This is a genomic window from Rhizobium moroccans, from assembly GCF_057559155.1.
The window spans coordinates 281332-294702 of the sequence record NZ_JBHFJG010000039.1 but is presented as its reverse complement, the minus strand read 5'-3'; the positions used below and the strand labels follow the sequence as shown (position 1 = coordinate 294702).

Here is a 13371-nt window from a genome sequence, read left to right as displayed (position 1 = left end):
GCTTGCGGTCACGATAGTCAGATCACCATCTGACGCGCAGGCCGATATTGCCCTCGAAGGCCCGCTTGCGCTCGCCGCCGATATCGAACGTATAGTCGACGGCGGCGAAGGCGCTGACATTCTCTGTGAGGGCATAGACGAGGCCGGCGCCGAGCTCCAGCGACGTGCTCTCACCCTCCGTGGTGATTGCGTCGGTGTCGAAACGGATCGTGTCCGACGTCTTGAAGCCGTGCCAGATATTGGCCTTGAGATAGGGCTGCAGGAGGCCTTGATCCGTCTGGTAATTGCCCTGCAGGCGGGCGCCGATGCGGCCGGTCCAAGCGTTGTCGCTGTCGAAGGAGACCGGTGAGAAGGCATCGCGCTGGTCGTCGAGCGAGAGGCTCTGCCAGATGATCTGGGCCTGCGGTTCCAGCACCCAGTTGTCAGTGATCGCAATCGGATAGCCGCCTTCGAGCGAGGCGGTGAAGCCGTGGCCGTCGATGTCTACGTCAAAGCCGCGATCCGAGCTTGCCGAGCCGCCATACCATGTGCCCATGATTACGCCGTCCAGATACCAGCCCGAAGGACCGATATGGGTCCAATAGGCACCCAGGCTGGTGGCATCGACATCGATCTTGCCGGTCTTCACATTGTTCCAGCCGAGCGCTTGACCGCGCACATCGGCGCTGAGCCCGGCATAGCCGAGGAATACGCCGGCAGTGTCGCTATGGCCGTCGCCGCTCTCCCGTCGCAAGATGTCGAAGCCGGCCTGGATGCCCCAGGTGGAGCCGTCGATGGATGGTGAGACAGTGCCCGACCAGCTCTGCTCCGTGCTTTGGCCGAAACCACGGAACCAGGCGGCGGAAAGGTCGTCGCCGGGCGCAAGAACACTCTGCTCGCCGCGCCGCTCATGGAACGTGCCGAGTGTGGCGAGTGCGGCCTCTCGTGCTGCAGGCGGAATGACCGAGTAGGTCGGGACTTCCGGTCGGTAGAGCGGGATCACATCCCCCACGACCGGTGTTGCGCCAGGGGTTGGAGGCGTCGGTGAAGGGTTCCCCGGCGTGGCGATCGGAAGCGAGGGAGTGCCTGGTGCCGGTTCGCTCGGTATAGACGAGGAGACGGTATTCCGCAGATACCAGTTGTCGGTCGATCCGCCGTCGACGCTGCCTTTGTAGAGATAATAGTCGTAAGCGCCTGCCGCCGCAGGCCCGGCCAGCGAGAACGCGCCCGAGTCCGTGCTTCCTCCGTTGATGGCTTCGACCACGAGGATGCCGTTGCCTTGTGTCAATGCTCCGGTGCCGCCGACATTGGTGATCTGCAGGCCGCTGGTGCCGCTTGCCGCTCCGCCGTCGATGATGAGCTTGTCCGAGGGGGAGCCATCGGTGCCGAGATAGGTATTGAGACCCACCGTGCCGCCATTGCCGGCATAGTCACCGGAAACCGTCAAGCTGTTGCCGATGCCGGTCCCACCGATCTGGATGAGCCCGTTATTGGTCACGTTGCCGTTGACGGTGAAATTGCCGTTCGGTCCGGATGAAAACGTCGAGAGAGCATTCGCAACGGCGAAGGTGCCGCTATTGACGAGATCGCCGGTAATGTTTCCGTAGCCACCGAGCGTGGCGTCGGAAGCGATATCCACCGCGCCGCCTCCCGACAGGGCGGCCGCCGCCCCGGAGGCATCGCCGAGCGCCAGTGTGCCTACCTGGACGCTCGTACCACCCGTATGGGCGTTGTCACCCGTCAGTTCGAGCGTGCCGGCGCCCACCTTGGTGAGCTTGCCGTCGCCGGTCGTACCTTGTGAAATCGTGGTGGTGAAGCCTTGCGTGTCGATCGTGCCGCCGCCGTCCTCGATCGTTATGGCACGCGAGGACGCCAAGTCGAATTCGCTGTCGAAACGCAGGGTACCTCCGTCGAACGAAACTCCGCCTGTGGCGGCTCCCAGCACATTGTCGGCGCCGACAGCGAGCGTGCCCTCATTGATCGAGGTGCCGCCGGAATAGGTGTTTCCCGCGGCAACGACCGGGGCGAGGGTGAGAACGCCGGCGCCGACCTTTTCGACCGCACCAGTGCCGGTGATCTGCCCGATATAGGTGCCGTCGTCGGATTGGGTGAAACGGACGAGGCCGTTGTTGGTGACGTTGTTGACGTTGTCGGCGGCGTTCGCCCTGGTAGGCAGGCTCTGCGCGCGTGCTTCCAGTGTGCCGGCGGTCTCCACCATAACCGCGCCCGTATAGTTGGCGTTGTCTCCGGTGAGAGCCAGCGTGCCGTTCCTGACCGTTGTTGTGGTGAAACCGCCGAGATTGCCGGCGACCGTCCACTTGCCTTCGCCGTCCTTGGTAAGTGAACTGAAATTGCTGATATTGCCCCGCAAAGTATCGTCGGAGCCCGACGCACCCTGTAGCGTCAGATTGTTGGTGCCGCCGCCCCCGTTGATGTTGCCGGTGACGAGGGAGCTGGCCTCGAAGAAGAGATCGTCATTGCCGCCGCCGAAGCTGATGCCGCCGATGACCTGAGCGCCCGTGCGGTTATAGAACTGGATTCCGGCGCCGCCGCTGGAACCGATCACGCTGCCGACCCCGCCGACCTTCTCGATGGTGCCGTAGTTGTCGACGACGTTCTTCGTTCCGCGGACTTCATCCTGGAACCAGATCGCGGCGCTGTTTTCCGCCTGGATGAGGCCACGGTTTTCGATCCGGTTTCCGAAGCCATGAACGTTGACGGTTTCGGCATTGCCGCCCGATCCCTTCTTGATGATCGAGGCGCCTTCCTCAACGATCAAGGTACCATTACTGTTGAATTCGATCGTGTTGAGGCCGGTATTGAAAAGCCCGCCGGTCCAGGAATTCGCGGTGTTGCCGACGGTGGAGCCGCTTTGGAGGGTGATGCTGGCGTTATTGCCCAGGCTGATCGCATTGGCGCCGTTGACGTTGATCTGCGCGCCCGAGCCGAGCGTTACCGTTCGGCCGTGATCTCCCCTGCCTGTTCCCACCGTCGCGGTGTGGGGATTGGGGGCTGAGCTGTCGCAGGTGGTGACACCCCCGAGCGTCGAACAGGCCGCTAGCGCCAGATCCGGGGAAACCACGGAAATCGTCCAGGCTCCAGCAAGCACCGGCCAAAGAGCCGTGGAGGTCAACCAGATGCGTATCTTCATGGGGAGCTCATCTCCGTTGTTGACAGACAGTCCCCAGCCCGAGCTAAAACCTAGCGGGCATCCGTGTCAGGACAACAAAGCGCTTCCTTTTTGCCTCCGTTTTGACAAACTGTGTTGCAGCGCGGCAACAATGCGCTGCTGCGCACCATGGCTTCGTCCGTGGCCGCAGCGGGCGACACAAAACTGCATGCGGTGATTGGAGGAGCTATTGTCACGCCTCCCAAACTCCGGTGGCCGCGGTGCTGCGGACATAATCGGAAAAGTCCCGGGCGGGGCGCTCCAGTGCCTGTTCCACGCCATGCGTCACAGACGTATTGCGGCCATCCAGCACGACCGTAAAGAGTTCAAGAAGTAGATCGATGATCTCCCTGGGAGCATGGGGCCCCAAGCTTTTAGCGAACTCTTCGGGTGAAATCTGCCGGTAGCCAACAGGTCTTCCGACCGCCTGCGAGATTTCGGCCGCGGCCTGGGCGAAGGTGAGCGCACGGGGCCCAGTCACTTCGTAGAGCCGGTTGATGTGCCGATCATCGGTCAGCGCCGCCACGGCCACATCGGCGATGTCTTCCACGTCGATGAACGGTTCCGGCACGGGACCTGCCGGCAATGCGATCTCGCCTGCCAGAACGCTGTCCAACAGATAGCTTTCCGAGAAGTTCTGGCTGAACCAGCTCGCGCGCACGATCGTCCAGGGAATGCCGGAAGTCTGCAAAATTGCCTCCGAGCGCTGGGCCCCCGGTTCACCACGGCCCGACAGAAGAACCACCTGCTTCAGCCCTTTCTCGCGCGCGATCCGGCAGATCTCTTCGATGGCTTCGGCAGCGCCCTCCACGGCCAAATCCGGCTGGAACGTGACATAGGCGCGTGTCATGCCGTCGAAGGCCGCGGCCCAGCTTTCCGGCCGTTCCCAGTCAAACGGTATCTCGCTGGATCGCGAGACGGCGCGTGTTTCGATGCCGCGCTCCTTCAGCCGCGCATTCACGCGAGCACCGGTCTTTCCATTGGCGCCGATGATGAGGATCCTGTCCTGTCGCATGGTCATTCCTCCGAAATAATACGAGGAAATCTCGTATTTGACAAATCGATAAACTCTCGTATTTTGAAAGTCAAGTGGTTTTGAAAGACCTTGGAAAATGAGGAAAGCGAGAGCCGAACAGGTTCACACGGTAACGGGTACGGAAGGGGTCGCTCGATTGGCGCCGACCCAAAAGCGCAGCCGGGAGCGTTTTGAGAAAATCCTGGCCTGTGCCGAGGAGCTGCTGCTGGAGAAGGGGAGCGACGCTTTCCGTATGAGCGACGTCGTCGAACGCGCAGGCGTTCCGTTCGGATCGCTCTACCAGTATTTTCCCGACAAGACCGCGATCATCGGAACGCTTGCGGAGCGATACAATCTCCTTGGACACGAATGCGTTCGCAAGGAGCTGGAAGCAATGCGCGGCACCGAGGACGTGCACGCTGCCCTCGCGAATATCACCGATGGCTTCTACCGGATGTATCGTGACGAACCGGCAATGGTGGTGATCTGGCAAGCCACGCTCGCCGATCGCGCCCTTCAGAGCCTCGACAAATTCGACGGTGAGTATCTGGCTGGTCTTTTCCAGCACGCCCTGTCGCGCTTCATCGACAGTGATCCGAAGGAGCTGGAAATCTTCTCACGGCTGAGCATGACGCTTATTGCGGCGGCCGTCCGTTACGCGATCACGCTGGAGGAGGCGGATGCGAAACGCGTGCTTGCCCAATTCAAGCGGACATTGCCCAGTCAACCCGCGCAGGTATGGGCTCAATGAACCAGATGGGAACCTGGAGACACACCGCCTAAATGGCCGTCAAATGCGACGGCCCGTCTGCCTGTCGAACAGATGAACAGCGGTGGGGTCCACGGCGATCCCGATGGTATCGCCGAAATTGATGTGGAGACGCTCCCGAAAAAGGCAGGCGATATCCTCTCCTCCGGCATCGAGCCGGACATAGATTTCCGAACCGGTTCCCTCCACGAGCGTTGCCTTGCCTTTGATGCCGTCGGGAGCCGCTCGGATATGCTCCGGGCGAATGCCGTAGACCAGTTCACGCCCGCCGGCCGTGGAGGCCACATCTTGCGGCAAGGGAAGGACCAAGCCCTGCTTGGTGCGAAAACCCCCTTCCTCGATGCGACCGTTCAGAAAGTTCATGGCAGGGGATCCGATGAATCCGGCGACGAACGTGTTGGCGGGGCGGTCGTAGAGTTCCAGCGGCGCTCCCACCTGCTCGATATAGCCATCATGCAGCACGACGATCTTGTCGGCCATGGTCATCGCCTCGACCTGATCGTGCGTGACGTAGATCGTCGTCGTGCCGATGCGCTGGTGCATGGTCTTGATCTCACCGCGCATCTGCACGCGAAGCTTGGCGTCGAGGTTCGACAGGGGTTCGTCGAAAAGAAAGACCTGAGGGTCGCGCACGATGGCGCGGCCCATCGCCACGCGCTGGCGCTGGCCGCCGGAAAGCTGTTTCGGATAGCGATCGAGCAGCTTGTCGAGACCGAGGATGGAGGCAGCGTTCCTCACCTTGCCGTCGATCTCGGCGGGATTGACCTTCTTGAGCTTCAACGCGAAGCCCATATTGTCCTCGACAGTCATGTGCGGATAGAGCGCATAGTTCTGGAAGACCATCGCTATGTCGCGGTCCCGGGCGGGCAGGTTCGACACCTCGCGCGGACCGATCCGGATCTCGCCGCCGCTGACTTCCTCAAGGCCCGCGATCATGCGAAGCAGGGTGGACTTACCGCAGCCGGATGGCCCGACCAGCACGACGAACTCGCCATCGGCGATATCGATGCTGACGTCGTGAATGACCTTGACGGGGCCGAAGTGCTTCTGGACGTTCTGGATATTGACGTGTGCCATGATGATTGCCTTTTGCGAGGGAAGCCGAGCGGCTTCACCCTCCCTTGACTGCGCCTGCGGTGAGACCCGCCACGATTTGCCTTTGTGCGAACATCGTCAGAAGCAGCACTGGCAGCGTCACGATCAGTGCTGCCGCGGCCAATGGCCCCCAGCTTACCTGCTCGAAGGAGAGCATGTTGTAGACGGCAACAGGGAGCGTGCGCGTCTCGCGGTTTGCCAGCACGATGCCGAAGACGAAATTGTTCCACGAGAAGATCAGGGCAAGGATGAAGGAAACGACGATGCCGGGTTTTGCGATCGGCAGTGCGACCAGGCGGAAGACCTGCCAGGAGGTCGCGCCGTCGATGCTGGCCGCCTCTTCCAGCTCCATCGGCGTCGTCTCGAAATAGCCGATCATGATCCACACGACGATCGGCACGGTGACGACCAGGTGAATGATAATCTGGGGCCACAGCGTGCCGATGAGGTTCAGCCACTGGAACAGCAGAAAAAGCGGAATGAGAAAGGACAGGCCGGGAGTCATACGGGCTATCATGATGACGACTGCCGACTTTTCGGCCTTCAGCCGCGCAATCCCATAGCCGGCCGGCACCCCGATCAGAAGCGCAAGCAGCGTCGCCGCTCCGGTGACCAGGATCGAGTTCCAGAAATAGAGGAAGAAGTTATTCTCCTCGAACACCTTCAGATAGTTCGACCAGGCGAAGTTTTCCGGAATGAGGATGGGCGGGTAAGCACCGTTGTCGATTTCGTATTTGAGCGACAGCGAGATCATCCAGAGGAAGAACAGGACGACCGGCGAGATCATCACCAGAGCGACGAAGAGAAGGCCGAGTTTGTCGAGCGTCTTGCGTTTCATCAGCGGTTCTCCACATCGGACCAGTTGGCGCGCTGGCGAACCATCAGCAATACGAAGGAGAGCGCGACGATGATGACGAAGAACACGACCGCCATGGCCGAGCCATAGCCGATGTCGTAATAGGCAAAGGCGGTATTGTAGAGATAGATGTTGATTGTTTCCGACGCCGTGCCGGGCCCGCCCTGCGTCATCGCATAGATGATGTCGAAGCTTTTGACGGCATCGATCGAGCGGATGATTACGGCGATCATCAGGAACGGGGCGATCATCGGCATGGTCAGGTAGCGGAATTTCTGCCAGGCATTGGCGCCATCGATCTCCGCGCTTTCATAGGGCTCGCGTGGTACCGCGGCCAGGCCTCCGAGCACGATCAGCATGACGAGCGGCGTCCACTGCCAGGTTTCCACCAGAACCAGGGAAGGAATGACCGTCGACTGGTTGTAGATCCATTCCTGCGGGCCGAGGCCGACAAGGGAAAGCAGATAGTTCAGGACCCCGAGCTGCGGGTGGAACATCATCGTCCAAACGAGCGCCACCGCCACGGGGGTGGCCATCATTGGCATGACGAAGACGCCGCGCAAAAAGCCGCGCAAGGGAAACTTTGCATCGAAGACCAGCGCCGCCAGCGTGCCGAGAAACAGGGGCAGGACCACGGAGAGAGCCGTGTAGACCGCCGTATGCCACAACGATTCCCAGAAGCGGGTGTCCTGCGCCAGGCGCATATAGTTCGCAAGGCCTGCGAAGACGCGAGGTTGGCCGAGCGTCCAGCTATTGACGCTCATCCACAAGGTGAAGACCCAGGGAAATACGATCACGGCCGCGATCACGATCAGGGCGGGCAGGACGAAGGGCCAATAGTTGGGAGCAAGCCGTGAAGGCTTGCTCCTTTTCTCCTGCTTGCCCCGCGTCATCGGATTATCGATGCTCACGGACGCCATTATCCCTCGCTTCGCGCCAGAACCGGTTCGAACTGCGCGGTTGCGTTCTTGAGTTCGGCTTCCGGGTCGGCTCCGCCGATCATGTTGGTGAGGGCCACGCCGTAGATGTCGCGGAACTCGGTGACCGGGATAATGACCGGAAGGGCGAGACGGGAGACCTTGCCCGAAGCGACGACGGCGTCCAGCCATTCGCCGGGCATCTTCACACCTTCGCGCACCTTGGCGTCTTCCAGGATAGACTGGCGATAGGGCACGCCTGCGCCAGCCTGCAGCAGGCGAGCGCCCATGTCATGCGAGATCACCCATTGGCAGAAGAGATAGCCGGCTTCCTTCTTGGTGCTGGCTTCGACCACACCTATGCCGTCGCCGAAAGTGCCCGCTGCCTGCGCGGCCGGCCCCTTGGGAATGACCCCATAGCCCACTTTGCCGACGACGCGGGATTTCTGCGGATCTTCGATCGGCGGCGCGAAGCCGACGCCGTCGAACCACATGCCGATCCTGCCCTGCAGGAAGGCGGATTGCGCCTCCGCCCAGTTGAAGCCGGAGACGCCGGGAGGGGCGGCTTTCGTCATCAGGCGCTGGTAAAGCTTGGCGGCTTCCACAGCCTCCTTCGATGTGGCCTGCACTTTCCCATCCGCGCTGATCGGGGTTGCGCCATAGCCGAGCATCAACGAGGTCCACACCGGCGTATTCGCGTTCTTGAGGCCGCGTGCCACGAAGCCGTAGGTGTTGCTGGAGGGGTCGGTTATCTTCTCCGCGGCCGCAACCAGCTCATCGAACGATGTAGGGTAGGAAAGGCCGTGTTTTTCGAAAAGCTCCCGGTTCCAGTAGACGATCCAGTAATCCACAGAGAAGGGCAGCGAGCGCATCGTGCCGTCGGAATCCTTGGCGAAGAGCAGACCGGCTTCGGCAAAATCACCTTCCACCAGTGACGGATCGGTCAGCGACGGGTCCTTCATGAAGCCGCTGATATCAGCCAACCATCCACCTTTCTCGAACTGCCGCTTCTGCACGTGATAGCTCAGATGTACGACATCGAAGCTTGGCCTGCCGGTGCTCAGCTCGATGACGGTCTTCTGCCGTTGCTGCTGTTCGGGCGTGGCTTCCGCGTTGACCTTGATGCCGGTCAGTTCCTCGAATTCCGACAGGTGTTTTAAGATGATCTCGCTGCGCGGGCTCTTGACCAAGTTCACGTCGAGCGTGGTGCCCGCAAAGCGCTTCCAGTCGACCGCGGCGGAAGCTGGACGGCTGCCGATGAGCGCCGTACCACTGATCGCCACGCTTGCAGCCAGGAACTGGCGTCGTGTCGGTTTGAGAATCGAAATCGTCATACCCTGTCCTCCTTTGGTGGCCACGCCTCCTCGCGTGGCCCGTTGACGTTCATACTGCCAGTGCGCGGTCCCTGGCATTGCAAATATGTGCCGCGAGGCACCGGACCGCATCCTCTACCGATCGCCTTTCGATCGCTTCGAGAACCAAAAGATGTTCCTTCATGACGGGTCCCACCCGGCCCTCGATGCGGAAACGCTCCTGATTGATCAGCCGCATCTTGATCGAGTTGACCCTATAGGCATTGGAGATGATCGAATTGCCCATGGCATCGATGAACGCATCATGCATCCCCCAGTCCGTCACCTGGGCGCGCTGTTCGAGCTCGGGCGAGGGGCCGGCGGCCGCAAGCTCCTCGGCGATATCACGGTGCTGCTTCAGCAGACGCTGCACTTCGGCGTCGCTTGCACTGCGGGTGAAGAGCGCCACCGCCTCCTTTTCCAGAATCAGGCGGAACTGGAATGCCTCCCGGATGAGGTGAATATCGATATGGGCGATCTGCAGTCCGCGCTGGGGCACGGTCTTGATCAGCCCCTCGGCCTCTAGCCTCGGAATGAGTTCACGGATGGCCCCAAGTGTCAGGCCGGTCAGCTCGACAAGACGGCGCTGGGAGATGAACTGACCGGGACGCACATCCCGCGCCAGCAGGTGGCGCGTGAAGCTTTCATACGCTTTTTCCCTCAATCTCACCTGCTCGCCGGCTTCATCCACGCGATGCGCTCCTATTTGACCTCAGGCTGCCTTGGGCGAGAACGCCTTTTCGAAGGAGCGCGCAATCCGCTCGCGTCCTTCGGATGGAATCGTTACCAGAGGCGGCCTCACATTCAGCCATACCTGGTTGCCGCTTGCCTGGGCAACCAGGGCCTTGACGGCCGGCGTCACGGGGAGGGTCAGGAGCTCCTCGACCAGGCTGATGACGCGCTCGTCGTCCCGGCCGTCGACCGCCATGGCGCCGATCTCCCGCGGGAATATGTTGGCCATTCCCGAAATGGCGCCCTGCCCACCGAGACGCGTGCCCTGCGCCAGATGGCGCTCGTCCCCAATGAGGATGGTGAGATCGCCATGCTCCTTGAGCAGTCGTTCCGTATAGGGCCAGTCGCCACCTGAATCCTTCACCCCGGCAACTGCCGTGGGAAAGGCGTTGCGCAGGCGGCCGACCAGTTCCACGGAGATCCCGACCATCGTCACCGAGGGGATGTTGTAGAGGATGATGTCGCGCGCCTTGGCGCCGAGCAGGGCGAACACTTTCGAATACCATTCGAAGACGCCGTCGTCGGCGACGTTCTTGAAATAGGATGGCGGAGCCAGAAGAATATTGCGCACTCCGGCGTCCAGCGCCTGGGCGGCCTGTTCGGCCGCGTCGTGCGCGGCATCGACCAGAACGCCGACGACCAATCTTTCCGGCGCTATGCCGGCATGGGCGAACGCCTCCAAAGTCGAAGCGCGTTCCCTGTTGCCGATCGAGCTGCCTTCACCCGTGGTGCCGAACAGCGTGATGCTATCGCAGCCGGCTTCCAGGCAACGCTTCGCATGCTCCGTCATGAGGGGCAGGACGATCTCGCCCCCATCATCAAAAGGGGTCGTAAGTGCTGCCGATAGGCCGAATCTCGTTTTCAATGCCCGCTCCTCCAAACTGACATCGTCACCCTATATCACTAACATGTTAGCTGTAAACATGCATAATGTCGGAGGTGGCGACAGCGTCAGGCGCTCTTGCCGTACCTCCTGCTCGCGCCGAGAAGCCGCTGGGAATAGGGATGTTTAATGGTGCCTTTCCGGAGGTTCTCGATATCAGTCTCCTCCACCACCTCGCCGGCTTCCATGATCGCGATGCGCGAGCACATGTGCGAGACGACAGCGAGATCGTGGCTGACGAGCAGGTAGGTAAGACCACGCTCCGTGCGCAGATCCTGCAGGAGATTGAGAATTTCCGCCTGGACCGAAACGTCGAGCGCCGAGGTCGGCTCATCGAGCAACAGGATCGCTGGATTGAGAACGAGTGCACGAGCGATGGCGACGCGCTGCCGTTGGCCGCCCGATAATTGATGTGGGAAACGGTAGCTCAGCACCGGATCGAGGCCGACCGCCTGCAGGGCATCATCAAGGCTCGTCGATTTTGCCGAAATACCTTGATTGCGTAGAGGCTCCTTAAGCTGGGAGCGGATCGTCTTGCGAGGGTGCAAGGAGCCATATGGATCCTGAAACACCATCTGAACCTGGCGGAAGAATGAACGCTCCCGCCGATGGTCCAATATCTTGCCGTCCAGCTTGATCTGCCCTTCGTAATTCGGGTTGAGGCCGGAGATTGCACGCAGGACCGTCGACTTGCCGCAACCGGATTCCCCGACCAGGCCGAATGCCATGCCTGGCTCGATGGCGAGATTGAAATTGCTGACGACCGGCTTCTTGCCCGCACCGAAACGTATCGTGAGGTTTTCGACTTCGATCATGCGCGCGTCTCCGTGGCGGTATCGTCCAGCCAGGAGCGCTCACGCTTCAAGACCGGCAGCCGGGCAGGGGGCTCCTCGATCGATGGAAGCGATGCAAGCAGGCCCTGCGTATAGGGGTGTTTCGCGTTCGCGAGGTTTCTCGCCTCCAAGGTCTCGACGATCCGTCCCGCATACATGATGAGCACGCGATCGCAGAAATGCCGAACCAGGTTGAGGTCGTGGCTGATGAAGATCAGGCCGAGATTGCGCCGTTCGACGAGCTCTTCCAATAGGCCCAGCACCTCGAGCCGAACGGTGACATCGAGAGCCGAAGTTGGCTCGTCGGCGATCAGAACATCGGGTTCGGCGATCAGCATCATCGCGATCATGACGCGTTGGCCCATGCCGCCCGATATTTCATGCGGGTAAAGCCGTGCTACTCGTTCGGGATCGCGGATCTGTACCGCGGTCAACATCGACAGCGTTTGCTCGTTCGCTTGCTTCGCGCTCGCCTTGGGAACATGCAGACGGTAGGTTTCTGCAATCTGTTCGCCGATGCGCATGACGGGATTGAGCGAGTATTTGGGATCTTGAAGGATCAATCCGATCTGCCGCCCGCGCACGGTCATCATCTTCTGCTCGCTGGCGCTCAACAGGTCCACGTCCTTGAACATCATTCGTTCGGCCGTGACCTTCGCGGTCGGGGGCAACAGTTTCATGATCGCGCGGCCGACGGTGGACTTGCCCGATCCGGATTCGCCGACGATCCCGAGTTTCTCCTGGCCAAGAGTAAAACTTACGCCGCGCACGGCTTTCACCGCGCCGCCGCCGAAGGCGATCTCCAGATTGCGGATATCGATGAGTGAATCTGTCATTCGCCACCCCTTGGATCGAGTACGTCGCGAAGGGCGTCGCCGACGAGGTTGAAGGCAAGACTGACGAGCGCAATAGCGATGCCGGGCGCCGCGATGACCCAAGGGCTGTCCAGCATGAATTCACGGCCGGTGGCGGCCATGGCGCCCCATTCCGGCCATGGCGGCTGCGCGCCGAGGCCGAGAAAGCCAAGGCCAGCGGCCGTGATAATGATCCCGGCCATGTTCAGGGTCACACGCACGATTACCGACGGAATGCACATCGGCAGGATGTGACGGGTGATGATGGCCATGGATGACGCGCCCTGCAGGCGGACGGCTGCGATGAAATCGGCGTTGCGCAGGCTAAGCGTTTCCGCACGCGCGAGCCTGGCGATCGGCGGCCAGGCCGTCAGCGAAATCGCGATGATCGCATTGGTGATGCCGGGACCGAGCGCCGCGGCAAAACCGAGCGCCAGTACCAGGCCTGGGAAGGACAGGAAGATATCGGTGATGCGCATCAATATCTCGTCGACGACTCCGCCGAAATACCCTGAACAGGTGCCGATCAAAAGGCCGATCGGGGCGACGATCACGGTGACGAGGATGATGATGTAGAGCGTCGTGCGCGCGCCATAGATGATGCGTGCAAAGACGTCGCGACCGAAATTGTCGGTGCCGAGCCAATGCTCCGCCGATGGAGGCGCCAATCGGCTCGCCATATCCTGGACGATCGGGTCGTATTGCGTCAGCACCGGTGCGGCAACGGCCACGAGTATGAGCAGAATGATGACCGCCAGGCCGACGAGGCCGAGCGGATGCAGCCGGAACTTGAGCCAGCCCTGGTAGAACTGCTGGACGGACGATTGAAACAAACCCTCGGGTTCGGGCGCCAGCAGCCATTGGCGAAAGCCGCCAGGCTCGGAACGGTTCGTCTGTTCGATCGGAATTGTCATCTT

The 13371-nt window shown here is 61.1% G+C and carries 12 protein-coding genes; 1 reads left to right on the top strand and 11 read right to left on the bottom strand.

All coding sequences use genetic code 11. From position 1 onward, the window contains the following. Nucleotides 1–22: 22 nt before the first annotated feature. Together ACE04I_RS19070 and ACE04I_RS19065 are read right to left on the bottom strand one after the other, a co-directional pair. Nucleotides 23–3130, bottom strand: coding sequence for an autotransporter family protein (locus ACE04I_RS19070; protein ID WP_487207498.1), 3108 nt, complete (start codon nucleotides 3128–3130; stop codon nucleotides 23–25). Between the two features lie 211 nt (nucleotides 3131–3341). Then, nucleotides 3342–4163 (bottom strand): NmrA family NAD(P)-binding protein, encoded by an 822-nt coding sequence (locus ACE04I_RS19065; protein ID WP_487207497.1) that lies wholly within the window; start codon nucleotides 4161–4163, stop codon nucleotides 3342–3344. Nucleotides 4164–4320: 157 nt separating this feature from the next. On the opposite strand from ACE04I_RS19065, the gene ACE04I_RS19060 reads away from it, so the two are divergent. Further along, nucleotides 4321–4914, top strand: a complete 594-nt coding sequence (locus ACE04I_RS19060; protein ID WP_487207496.1) for a TetR/AcrR family transcriptional regulator — start codon at nucleotides 4321–4323, stop codon at nucleotides 4912–4914. Nucleotides 4915–4953: 39 nt separating this feature from the next. On the opposite strand, the gene ACE04I_RS19055 is transcribed toward ACE04I_RS19060, so the two are convergent. From ACE04I_RS19055 to nikC, 9 genes are all read right to left on the bottom strand, one after another. Further along, nucleotides 4954–6009, bottom strand: coding sequence for an ABC transporter ATP-binding protein (locus ACE04I_RS19055; protein WP_487207495.1), 1056 nt, complete (start codon nucleotides 6007–6009; stop codon nucleotides 4954–4956). Nucleotides 6010–6043: 34 nt separating this feature from the next. Then, the gene (locus ACE04I_RS19050) at nucleotides 6044–6865 is read right to left on the bottom strand and encodes a carbohydrate ABC transporter permease (protein ID WP_487207494.1); all 822 of its coding nucleotides are present in this window, start codon (nucleotides 6863–6865) and stop codon (nucleotides 6044–6046) included. Beyond that, nucleotides 6865–7803, bottom strand: a complete 939-nt coding sequence (locus tag ACE04I_RS19045) for a carbohydrate ABC transporter permease (protein WP_487207493.1) — start codon at nucleotides 7801–7803, stop codon at nucleotides 6865–6867. The genes ACE04I_RS19050 and ACE04I_RS19045 overlap by 1 nt, the downstream gene beginning before the upstream one ends. Then, the gene (locus tag ACE04I_RS19040) at nucleotides 7803–9134 is read right to left on the bottom strand and encodes an ABC transporter substrate-binding protein (protein ID WP_487207492.1); all 1332 of its coding nucleotides are present in this window, start codon (nucleotides 9132–9134) and stop codon (nucleotides 7803–7805) included. Before ACE04I_RS19040 ends, ACE04I_RS19045 begins: the two co-directional genes overlap by 1 nt. Before the next feature lie 49 nt (nucleotides 9135–9183). Further along, a complete protein-coding gene (locus ACE04I_RS19035; RefSeq protein WP_487207491.1) occupies nucleotides 9184–9843 on the bottom strand; it encodes a GntR family transcriptional regulator in 660 nt (219 codons plus the stop codon). Nucleotides 9844–9864: 21 nt separating this feature from the next. Further along, on the bottom strand, nucleotides 9865–10749 hold the full coding sequence (locus ACE04I_RS19030) for a dihydrodipicolinate synthase family protein (protein WP_046793542.1): 885 nt from the start codon (nucleotides 10747–10749) through the stop codon (nucleotides 9865–9867). Between the two features lie 86 nt (nucleotides 10750–10835). Beyond that, nucleotides 10836–11582: an ABC transporter ATP-binding protein gene (locus ACE04I_RS19025; RefSeq protein ID WP_487207490.1), complete on the bottom strand. Its 747-nt coding sequence runs from the start codon at nucleotides 11580–11582 to the stop codon at nucleotides 10836–10838. Beyond that, nucleotides 11579–12436: an ABC transporter ATP-binding protein gene (locus ACE04I_RS19020; RefSeq protein ID WP_487207489.1), complete on the bottom strand. Its 858-nt coding sequence runs from the start codon at nucleotides 12434–12436 to the stop codon at nucleotides 11579–11581. The genes ACE04I_RS19025 and ACE04I_RS19020 overlap by 4 nt, the downstream gene beginning before the upstream one ends. Beyond that, nucleotides 12433–13368 carry a nickel transporter permease gene (gene nikC / locus ACE04I_RS19015; protein ID WP_046793539.1) on the bottom strand — a complete coding sequence of 312 codons (936 nt, stop codon included), beginning with the start codon at nucleotides 13366–13368 and terminating at the stop codon, nucleotides 12433–12435. The genes ACE04I_RS19020 and nikC overlap by 4 nt, the downstream gene beginning before the upstream one ends. Between the last annotated feature and the right edge of the window lie 3 nt (nucleotides 13369–13371).

Bases quoted from the DNA above. Each gene is read 5' to 3' on its own strand.
- ACE04I_RS19020 (WP_487207489.1), bottom strand. From the start codon at position 12,436: ATGACAGATTCACTCATCGATATCCGCAATCTGGAGATCGCCTTCGGC.
- ACE04I_RS19065 (WP_487207497.1), bottom strand. From the start codon at position 4,163: ATGCGACAGGACAGGATCCTCATCATCGGCGCCAATGGAAAGACCGGT.
- ACE04I_RS19070 (WP_487207498.1), bottom strand. From the start codon at position 3,130: ATGAAGATACGCATCTGGTTGACCTCCACGGCTCTTTGGCCGGTGCTT.
- nikC (WP_046793539.1), bottom strand. From the start codon at position 13,368: ATGACAATTCCGATCGAACAGACGAACCGTTCCGAGCCTGGCGGCTTT.
- ACE04I_RS19040 (WP_487207492.1), bottom strand. From the start codon at position 9,134: ATGACGATTTCGATTCTCAAACCGACACGACGCCAGTTCCTGGCTGCA.
- ACE04I_RS19050 (WP_487207494.1), bottom strand. From the start codon at position 6,865: ATGAAACGCAAGACGCTCGACAAACTCGGCCTTCTCTTCGTCGCTCTG.
- ACE04I_RS19045 (WP_487207493.1), bottom strand. From the start codon at position 7,803: ATGGCGTCCGTGAGCATCGATAATCCGATGACGCGGGGCAAGCAGGAG.
- ACE04I_RS19025 (WP_487207490.1), bottom strand. From the start codon at position 11,582: ATGATCGAAGTCGAAAACCTCACGATACGTTTCGGTGCGGGCAAGAAG.
- ACE04I_RS19055 (WP_487207495.1), bottom strand. From the start codon at position 6,009: ATGGCACACGTCAATATCCAGAACGTCCAGAAGCACTTCGGCCCCGTC.